Below are 10110 nucleotides of genomic sequence, written 5' to 3'. Positions count from 1 at the left end.
CCACACTGAATCGCTCGGCTTGGGAAGACGTTAAGGGGAGGTCCACACTGAATCGCTCGGCTTGGGAAGACGTTAAGGGGAGGTCCACACTGAATCGCTCGGCTCGGCTTGTGAGGACGATGGGTGGAAGAGCGCTCGGAATTGCTAAGCACGGGTGAAGGCCGTTAAGAGAAGCGATGTGAACGAAGCTGCGAGTTACCAAGGTAATTGCGGAGGATTATGTGTTGTTACGGGAAGAGGGAAGAGGCAAAAACGGATCAAAGCTCGGTGACTACTGAGGTAAAATACGATGAGGGTGTGGCGGTCACGGCTTGGTCGGCATGAGAACGGGTTGTGAGCTGGAGCAATATTATCTGTGTAATTAAGTGCATGTGTGTTTGTTGTAAAAAAGGGCCGCGACGTGGTTCCGTCGCGACCCTAGATTCGAGTGTTCGGTACATTTTGTACACGAACACTCTCGGTATGAGCCATGCTGCATCCGCTAATGCGGTGGCATGGCTAAGCTTGCTGGCGCAATGTGCGGCTGCTGCCGCTTGCGCCCAAGAAGTTACCGCCCGCGACGAGAATCGCGGCGGTCGCCCCTGCCCGGACCGCGTCCCGCGGAGTCCGGGCGGCCAGTGCCAGCGCCGCCGCGCCCAGCGGTGCGCTTGTCGGCGCTGCGGCCAGCCCAGCCGCTGCTGCTGCGCTCTTCGCCGCGGCTTGCACCACCGCGGCCACCTTGGCCCGTGCCGCGGCTGCTGCCACTGCGGCCCTGGCTTGCGCCGCCGCGACTGCTGTCGCTGCTGCGCGCCGAACCGCGGCCCGCGCTGCGCTCGTCGCCGCTACGGCCGCCACTGCGCCCACCGCTGCGGCCGCCTGCTCCGCCGCGAGAACCCCGGCCGCTGCGACCACCGTCTCTGCGGTCGTTCCGGCCAGAGCCGCGACGGGCACTGCCTGTCCCGGCAGAGCGGCTGCCACGCTCCTCATCGCCTTCGCTATGAATGGAGCGGCGTGCGGCTCCCGTAGAAGCCACTGGACCTTCACTGGTCCACTGGATACGGTTCAGCTTCTGGTTCGTGCCTTCCTCAATGCGGGCAAGCTCCGGTCTGTCATGCTGGGTGGCAAATGTCACCGCAAGACCTGTACCGCCCGCACGTCCCGTCCGGCCGATCCGGTGGATGTAACTTTCCGCATCATGAGGGATGTCATAATTGAATACGTGGGTAATCCCTTCTACGTCCAGTCCACGTGCCGCAACATCTGTAGCGACAAGCACCTGCAGCTTCGCATCACGGAACTTCTTCATGACATTTTCACGCTTCGCCTGCGACAAATCACCATGAAGCTCATCGCTGTCATAGCCTGCTTCACGCAAATCCTCGTTCAGCTTCGATGCCCGGCGCTTCGTCCGGCAGAAAATAATCGCCAAATACGGACGATACGTATCAATCATGCCGCAAAGCGCAGCAAACTTGCCACGATCTGTGCATTCCAGCACCTGCTGACGAATCTGATGGATCGGGATCACTGACTTGGAGGAAACTTTCACGTCCTCCGGGTCCTTCATATAGTTTTTCGCCAGCACACGAATGCCCTTCGGCATTGTTGCTGAGAACAGCATCGTTTGACGTTTATGCGGCAGTTCACGAAGAATCGTCTCCACATCGTCCAGGAAGCCCATGTGCAGCATCTGATCCGCTTCGTCCAGCACCAGTTTTTTCACATTATCCAGCTTCAGCGTACCGCGACGCAGGTGATCCAGCAGACGGCCTGGTGTTCCTACAACGATCTGAGTTCCGTTATTCAGCTTGCGCAGCTGCTTCTCCACATCCTGACCACCATATACAGCAAGCACATGGATCTTGTCATCGTTCGCTGTCAGCTTCTTCGCTTCTTCCGTAATCTGCAGCGCCAGCTCACGCGTTGGAGCAATGATCAGCGCCTGCGGGGAGCGGTCGGATACGTTAATTTTCTGAATGATCGGCAGCAAAAAGGCGAGCGTTTTGCCCGTGCCCGTCTGTGCCTCGGCAATAATATCACGTCCACCCAGCAGTACCGGAATCGAGCGTTCCTGTACCGGAGTCGGCACGGCAATGCCCTGATGCCTTAATACCTCGCACCATTCCGGGCGAATGCCTAATTGTTCAAAGTTTGTCAATCGTTACACCTCTGTATGTTCATTTAGATAAGTTCATTTCATAGAAAAACCCAGTGACCTGAGACATGATGCGCAAGGCATCCCGTATTGACTTGAATTGTCTATTTCCGCGGCTAATTTCCGAATACGAGCATGCACTTATTGCTTACGCCGGGTAATGTAACGCTAGTCACATCTGTATCTGTTTTGGAAGGTATACCCACGTTCAAACTAGTTTTCCTGAATTCAACGCTGCTTATGAAATGAATTTTTAAAAAGCAATCCACCGTTGCTCTTCTTCTCCATACCCTGTAGTTTACACGTTCATCCATCAAAACAAAAGCGAAACTGAGCTACCGCACCAACTTGTAGCAAAAGAGCTTACCTGCTCCGGCCATTTTTACAATAAAGTTCAATCCTTCAGATGTAATCAACTCGTACAATGGGCAGCAACGGAAACAAACCGTTAGATGGATAGAGAGTTGGTCACCAGAAGTGAAAAGCATGGGCTTGCAGTATAAAAAAAATTATCTTCGCAGGTCGATGCATTTCGCTGACTGCCCCCTGTAAAGGTTCTTGCTGCCTAGCAGCGCTTGAGATGCTGGTCATACAGTTATCCGGAAAACGGATTATTTTAGCATTTACTTTGTGCTCCGGGGGTAACTTAACCCGGTAAAATTGCGTTGATTTTAATGTAAGGTCAGCCAGCATACGCGCCTAAAGCCAGTTTTCTCAGTGCAAATCGCCGTTATGGCTATTAGCTGAACCATTATTTACACGTTAACGGAGAGAGAAAAAAAGCTGAACAAGTGGAGCTAAAGGCTATCTGCAGAGAAAGATGTATCGGAAAAATAAGCTACGCCTTTTATTACGGACTCCCCTCCAGAATAGGAAATCGAAAAGATCCGGGGATAACAGTGATTACAGTGATTGAAAGGTTATTCTGGTCATTGAAGTGAACTGTGTAAAATCCTTTAGATATAGAATGGAACAGGAGGAATATTGTTATGCACAAAAACAGTTTACGAAGATGGTTGATGTGGGGACTCCTCGGCATTACCTTGATGATCTTTCTTAGTTTACTATCCATCCTGAACAATGTCGGTTACAGCAATGTAAAGCAAATCATACGTTTGGAGACCAGCGGCCCTTCCATAATCCGCATCGAACATCCCAAGGAGGGGATGGAACGTTATCTGACCAAAGATGAAAATGACCCTCAAGAGCGATTGAAGTCACGTATGTCACGTGAGGGCTGGGCATATGAACAGCAGGAGGGCTCCGGTTATTTTTTCACCAAAGACGGTCAGCAAACAATTGTGACCCTGCAAAGATGGAACCATTTTTACGTTATCTATAATATCAAGGCGGGAGTCGTGAACCTGGAGGGGTAGCTAAATGAAGTATTGAACCAGCAGGAGAAGTTCTAACGATCCCCACAAACCTTATTTGCCTCATTTTTGCATGATCCACAATCTAACGATTTCCAGAAGTCTTATTTCGCTAAAAATATGAAAAAAAGCCCCCGATATCAGCAAAATGAGTTAAATAGCGTCTCTATGAATCGTTAGAAAATTAACATGCTAGAATTCTCCCAAATAAGCCTTCTCCTGATCGTTAGCGCTCGCGGCCTACAAAAAACGGCTCCCTACCGGACCTAAACCCGGAAAAGGAACCGCTATAACACTATGTGGACTGTTACATCTTCCAACCTTGTGCCTCCCGAAACCTGATCCTCTGTTACTTTGTTAATTTGTTACTCGTCTGAATTGTTATTGTTCGTGTGTCCGACACTCTGGCACCTGGTTACTTTAATACTTAGACTTTAATACCCAGTTAGTTGTTGTTTGCTCGAAACTTGAACATTTGGGCATTTGGTTACTTTGACACATTGTTACTTTCTTACTTGGTCTAGTGTTATTCTTCGTGTGTTCATCACCCGGACACTTGGATACTTAGTTTTGATACCCGGTTTTAGTTGTTTGTTTGCCCTAAACTTAGGAACTTGAATATAATGCATTATTTTCCCTTTTGTTCCCACCTCGAGCTACTGCTATTGTTAGTTACTCCCCTACTCGGGCACTTGTCCACTTGTTCACTTCGTCACTTCGCTGCTTGCTTCCTTGCCCACCTTGTTGGTTTGGTTCCCGACCTGAGCATATCACCCAACTGTAGCTGCAACGTACCATTTTTGCTGCTGAGTCAACCTGACCTGCATCAGATTACTTACACGCCATGCCCTTCAACACCCGCACCGGAAACCTTAAATCCGCTGCGCTCCAGCAGGCGAGAGCTTTCTTCGTTCAAGCCGCGTAGATGTACGGTTTTGCCCAGCTTGGCGTATTTGAATTTGACTTTGCCTATCGCGACAACCGCCGTGTTATCCCAGATATGTGAACCGCCAAAATCGATCGTGATCTCCTGCGGATCAGCCTCTGCGTTAAATTCATCCACAAAATGGGACGAAGAACCGAAGAAGAAAGGTCCATGCACACGGTATACCTTTTGGCCCTGTTCTTCCTCGGCCTGCACACGAATTTTGGTCTGCTTCCAGCCAAAATGCAGCACGCTGAGCACCACACCCACCAGCACCCCGAGGGAGAGATCATGCGTGTAGACAACGATCGCAACAGTAACAACCATGACGATTGCTTCCGCACGGGGCACACGGGCGATATTTTTAACAGAGCTCCAGTCAAAGGTACCAATACACACCATAAACATAACCCCAACGAGCGCTCCCATCGGCACCTGCTTCACCACACCGCTGAGCAGTAACAGCAAAATAGCCAAAAACGCACCAGCTGTAAATGTCGACAATCTTCCGCGTCCACCTGACTTCACATTAATGACCGACTGACCAATCATCGCACAGCCGCCCATGCCGCCAAACAGCCCGTTCACAAAATTTGCAATGCCTTGACCGCGTACCTCACGGTTTTTGCTGCTCTTGGTCTCCGTCATCTCATCCACAATGGTTGCAGTCAGCAGCGACTCCAGCAAACCGACCAGCGCCATCGTAAACGAATACGGCAGCAGAATCATCAGCGTATCCCATGTCCACGCAATATTCGGCAGATGGAACATTGGCAGGGTGCTTGTCAGATTCCCCATCTGGCCTACCGTTTTCACATCCAGATGAAAAACAACCGTAATAATCGTCATAACAATAATCGCAATGAGCGGTGCCGGAACGGCCTTGAAAAAACGCGGCAAAATATAGATAATCGCCAGCGTGCCCGCTACCATCGCATACATAATCCAGTTTGCTCCGGTAAAATGCGTCAGCTGCGCCATAAAAATCAGAATCGCAAGTGCATTCACAAACCCGGTCAAGACCGAATGTGGCACAAACGTGATGAATCTCCCTACTTTAAAAATGCCTAAAATAAACTGTATGACACCCGTCAAAATCGTCGCGGCGAAGAGATACTCCACCCCATAATCCTTGACGAGCCCTACCATGAGTACCGCCATTGCTCCTGTAGCTGCCGAGATCATGCCCGGTCTGCCGCCCGCAATCGAAATGACGATCGCAATCGTAATCGATGCGTATAACCCTACCATGGGATCTACACCTGCAATGATGGAGAAAGCTATGGCTTCCGGAATCAGCGCCAGCGCTACCGTAATTCCTGCGAGCACATCTCCGCGGATATTACCAAACCACTGTTGTTTTAACGTATTCATATGTCGTTGCCTTGCCTCCTAATGTATATCTCGTATTTGCACGAGCGATCCAGCTGAAAAATAACGGAAGCCGCACACACCTGATCAATCACACGACAGAACCTCGGATAGTCCACCAACATAAACAACACAAAAACACGGATTATCTGCGCAATCCGCACACACTTGTCCCGATCTATCTCACCATTGGCAGCTATCCTGACAACACTAAATCATACAAGCAAACGATAGTTATATTCGCACTCCGATAACAGAACCTTGAACTCATCCAGCTTCTCCGTTTACGATATATCCTGCCAACCGTGCTAACTGTTTGGTGTTGCTCCATACGTTGGGGGTATCGCTCTGTACATGCAGCATGGTACCCATTTCTACGTTCCGATAATGTTCGCTGAAAGTTACCATACCATTGCCGTTCCAGGTTGTACCAACTTCCGTTATACTGTCCAGCTGTGCTCCTGCTTGTAACATCAATGAATATGGGTTTGACCTTATTCCTTAATGAATATTGGCTCGTCCCTGTCCCCTTAGTGACTGTTGATTCACTTCTATCCCTTCAATGAATGTTGGTTTGCCCCTGTTCCTCCAATGATGTTCTGTGGTTTTCCTCTTTCAGAAAAACCGGGTCCGTTCCTCTACTGACCTATTATTATAGTCATATCCGTCCGTATGCACGAATGCGTTTATAGGCAAAAATAATTCCTCACCTTCTCTTATCTCTGCTTTGCGATAATTATCTCTTTATTTCGTTATATATCAATTATATCGATAGTCTTATTCCTATGTATCTATATGAGGTCAATGGCGATCCCTTTAGCGCCTAAAAAACAAAGAAACGCAAGGAACCTCTCCAAGAGATTGTCCTTGCGGTGTCTTATTGCTGTATACATGAACGATCTAGCCTTCTGTCACACACATCTCCACCGATACTACGCCCGGCTAGAATCTGCCCGATTTAAATATCGAATACAGCAGAAATGCCACCATAAGGATCGCCACGAGAAAACCAAGCTCAATCACCGGAATATCCCACAGCATCGTGGACTGGTGACTGATTGAAGAGCCGATAATAAGTCCAACCATGATAATACAGAAGGCAAGCAGCACGATGCTGAACGACAAACGATTACTGATCTGATCCAGTCTGCGCATAAGCAGCTCCAGCTCGGGCACACTGATCTCCAGCCTGAGCTTGCCTTTACTAATAATGGAGGATAGCTGGCGCAATTGCCCAGGCAGACCCATGACACTTTCCGCCATATCTGCCGCGCTGCGGAACAAGCGATTTTTGATGCGTCCTGCGCTAAAACGTTCCTTCAACAGTTTTCGTCCGAATGGCTCTGCCATGTCCACAATGCTCAGGGTCGGATCGAGATGTTCGACGACCCCTTCCACGGTCAGCAAGGATTTGCCCATAAGCAGAATGTCGGCTGGCATGACCACCCGATGCTTCTGCGCAACGCCAAACAGGTCATTCAACGCCTGTCCTACACTGATTTTGGAAAAAGAAATATCATAATACTTGGAGCGCAGCTTGTCCAAGTCACCATGCAATCCGCGTATATCCATATCATCCGGCATCATGCCAAGCTTCTCAATCGCCCGGATCATGCTGTCGGTGTCCTTGCGCATCAGCCCGATAATGAGCGAAGCAAGATGTTGTCTCATCTCTTCGCTCAGACTGCCCACCATGCCGAAGTCGATAAAAGCCAGGCTTCCGTCCTTGAGTACCATCAGATTGCCTGGATGCGGGTCGGCATGAAAGAAACCATGCATAAAAATCTGATTCAGCAGCGCATCGACTAGCCGCTGTGCAATGTTGTTCAGATCATGACCACGCTGGATCAACTGCTCCCGATCATTCAGCTTGATGCCTTCAATGTATTCCATGGTCATGACGCGAGAAGATGTCTGATCCCAGTAAATGACCGGAATTTTCACCTTGTTATCCTGTAGATATTGCTGCGCAATCTTCTCCGTGTTACGCCCCTCTACCGTGTAATCCAGCTCCGCCAGCAGTGCCTGCGCATACTCTTCAACCATCTGGGGAATCTGATATTGCTTCACCCAATCCCAGCGCTTCTCCGCCATTGCGGTCAGTTCCCGTAGAATATCCAGATCACGCTGTACGATCCGTGATATGCCCGGTCGCTGAATTTTGATCGCTACTGCCTCACCGCTTCGAAGCTTGCCAAGATGCACCTGACCGATGCTGGCCGCTGCCACCGGGGTATCCTCGAACCGGGAAAAGATCTCCTCCAGCGGTGTATCCAATTCCTGTTCCAAAATACCCCTTGCCGTCTCTGAAGAGAACGGCGGGACCTGATCCTGTAATTTTACCAATTCATGAATAACAGACTCCGGCAGCAGATCTGCTCTTGTACTCGCAAGCTGCCCCAGTTTGACGAATGCTGGCCCCAGCTCCTGAAGCACCAGCCTGATGCGCTCGCTCAGCGTTTTGGTCGGCTGCGCTTCACGCGACATCCATCGTCTTGGCAGTGCGAGCAGCTGGAATAATCCAAGCTCCTCGACCATATAACCGAAGCCATGACGCACCAGCGCCATGGCAATTTCCCGGTATCTGCCGACATGTTTGATCCGCACAGCCATCTATTCGATCTCGTTCCCTTTGAGAGGAGGTGAATCTTCGGAAGGAGCCGGGGTTTCATTACCTTGAAGCTGCGGGGTCTGACTGTGACCGAGTTCAGCCAGCTTTTTCTCAAGTACAGCCACGCGCTGCTCCAGACTGGTCACATCACTCTCCGATGCAACGCCTGCTTCCTGAAGCACACGTTTGACCTGCTCCTGAATGACACGTTTCAGCTGGCTCTGTTCTTCATCTCCGCGCTCCATCAACCGTTCAATAAAGGCTTTGGATTCACCAGGCGCAAGCTCTCCTCGTTTAACCAAATCATCCACGGCTTTTTCGATTTTTTCCTTGCTGACTACGGTAAGACCAAGACCTAACGAGAACGCCTTCTTGAACAAATCGCTCATCTTATTCATCCTCCTCTTTGTTGTTTATATATTATACCTTTTCAACCCCTGCATGCAAAAAGGAGACCGCGATTACACGTACCGTGCTGCCCATTTGCCTGCCTGCAGTACCAATCGACGATACATTTCATTGGAAAAGGATGGAACAGAATGTCCTGGCATTAAATATACGATTCGACCAAGCCCATATTTATGAGCCCAGGCTGCCGGCTTTGGACCTTCTTTGGACTGATACTCCAGCAAAATTTTCGTTTCGGCAAAGGAGCCAAATTCAAACTCGTACGGCTCTTCTTCCATTGTGAAATCGGATATGCCCTCCGTGACCGGATGACTCTCCGCTGTCACCGTAAACTCCAGCGGTGCGTAAGGCGGATGATGCAGAAACTTGGCACCAATCATCTGCTTTAATTCATAACGATTCTGGAGCGAAATTCCGTTATGTAAAATAACCAGCCCACCCCCGTTGCTCACATAGGATAACAGCCCTGCTGTCTGCTGAGGGGAGACTTTCCCTCTCCAATCGTCCATGTATGAAATACACACATCAAACCCGGAAATATTTTCAAGCAGAAGCATGTTGCGGTTCTCACTGCACTGAACTGTAATTGTATCCTGAAAAATCCGGCTGATCTCCGCATCTACCCCTTGCAGCGGATGCCAGTCTGGATGAGTATAATCCCCTATTAATAATGCCTTTTTGCGATGATCCATCATCATCATCTCCTTTCATGTCGTCCCGGCTCGTCTGAACTCTTCTTCATCAGCACCATCGGTAATCTATCCGTAAAGCACACGTAGAAGAACCACTACCAGGGCAGCCTTTCCCCTCTGTAATCTACATATGCGGGCTGTTCTCCCTTGAATTGTTCATGGGTCGATCCGTGCTGCAATATGCTGTTCTGACGCACCAGGTGTCAGATCAGCGGAAGCATCCAGTTTGCCCCTCATATAACTCTGTACCCAGCCCGGATGCACCAGTATCACTTGTCCGCCCTCTTGCTTCAGTCTATTGTGTATCAAACGTGCCTGCATATTCAAAGCCGCCTTCGACACGCAATAGGCAAACCAGCCATCCCGGCTGCACTGCTTAATACTGCCTGCCTCGGAGGAAATATCGACGATCAGCTTGGTCTGGCCTTGAAGAAGGAGGGGCAGCATCGCTTGTGTGACACGCAAAGAACCCAAGGTATTGACGTTAAATACCTCTGCCATCTCTGCTATGTTAAGCGGTCCGCGGATATGATCGGTAATACTTCCTAGTATAGCCGCATTATGGATCAGCATATCCAGATGGCCGGTATCCAGCT

At 49.7% G+C, this 10110-nt stretch carries 8 protein-coding genes; 1 reads left to right on the top strand and 7 read right to left on the bottom strand.

The window, feature by feature from the left end:
* Positions 1 to 547: 547 nt before the first annotated feature.
* Complete coding sequence (locus IEW26_RS23790) at positions 548 to 2137, bottom strand: DEAD/DEAH box helicase (RefSeq protein ID WP_145404492.1); 1590 nt, start codon at positions 2135 to 2137, stop codon at positions 548 to 550.
* Between the two features lie 986 nt (positions 2138 to 3123).
* Between IEW26_RS23790 and IEW26_RS23785 the strand changes: the two genes are divergently transcribed.
* Positions 3124 to 3510: a hypothetical protein gene (locus IEW26_RS23785; RefSeq protein WP_188594168.1), complete on the top strand. Its 387-nt coding sequence runs from the start codon at positions 3124 to 3126 to the stop codon at positions 3508 to 3510.
* A gap of 832 nt (positions 3511 to 4342) precedes the next feature.
* Here IEW26_RS23785 and IEW26_RS23780 read toward each other — a convergent pair.
* The 6 genes from IEW26_RS23780 to IEW26_RS23755 form a co-directional block, all read right to left on the bottom strand.
* Positions 4343 to 5806 (bottom strand): SulP family inorganic anion transporter, encoded by a 1464-nt coding sequence (locus tag IEW26_RS23780; protein WP_188594167.1) that lies wholly within the window; start codon positions 5804 to 5806, stop codon positions 4343 to 4345.
* Positions 5807 to 6070: 264 nt separating this feature from the next.
* Positions 6071 to 6280, bottom strand: a complete 210-nt coding sequence (locus tag IEW26_RS23775; RefSeq protein ID WP_229729997.1) for a hypothetical protein — start codon at positions 6278 to 6280, stop codon at positions 6071 to 6073.
* Positions 6281 to 6745: 465 nt separating this feature from the next.
* On the bottom strand, positions 6746 to 8416 hold the full coding sequence (locus IEW26_RS23770; protein ID WP_188594165.1) for an ABC1 kinase family protein: 1671 nt from the start codon (positions 8414 to 8416) through the stop codon (positions 6746 to 6748).
* A complete protein-coding gene (locus IEW26_RS23765; RefSeq protein WP_188594164.1) occupies positions 8417 to 8803 on the bottom strand; it encodes a phasin family protein in 387 nt (128 codons plus the stop codon).
* A gap of 72 nt (positions 8804 to 8875) precedes the next feature.
* Entirely contained in the window at positions 8876 to 9514 is a 639-nt protein-coding gene (locus IEW26_RS23760) for a ThuA domain-containing protein (protein ID WP_188594163.1), read from the bottom strand.
* 156 nt (positions 9515 to 9670) lie between these two features.
* On the bottom strand, positions 9671 to 10093 hold the full coding sequence (locus IEW26_RS23755) for an SDR family NAD(P)-dependent oxidoreductase (RefSeq protein ID WP_268237073.1): 423 nt from the start codon (positions 10091 to 10093) through the stop codon (positions 9671 to 9673).
* Between the last annotated feature and the right edge of the window lie 17 nt (positions 10094 to 10110).

Source organism: Paenibacillus silvae, from assembly GCF_014639235.1.
Classification (GTDB): Bacteria; Bacillota; Bacilli; order Paenibacillales; family Paenibacillaceae; genus Paenibacillus; species Paenibacillus silvae.
This window is presented reverse-complemented; position numbering and strand designations above follow the sequence as displayed.

Coding starts and splice junctions, on each gene's coding strand:
- IEW26_RS23785 (WP_188594168.1), top strand. CDS start 3,124: ATGCACAAAAACAGTTTACGAAGATGGTTGATGTGGGGACTCCTCGGC.
- IEW26_RS23780 (WP_188594167.1), bottom strand. CDS start 5,806: ATGAATACGTTAAAACAACAGTGGTTTGGTAATATCCGCGGAGATGTG.
- IEW26_RS23770 (WP_188594165.1), bottom strand. CDS start 8,416: ATGGCTGTGCGGATCAAACATGTCGGCAGATACCGGGAAATTGCCATG.
- IEW26_RS23765 (WP_188594164.1), bottom strand. CDS start 8,803: ATGAGCGATTTGTTCAAGAAGGCGTTCTCGTTAGGTCTTGGTCTTACC.
- IEW26_RS23760 (WP_188594163.1), bottom strand. CDS start 9,514: ATGGATCATCGCAAAAAGGCATTATTAATAGGGGATTATACTCATCCA.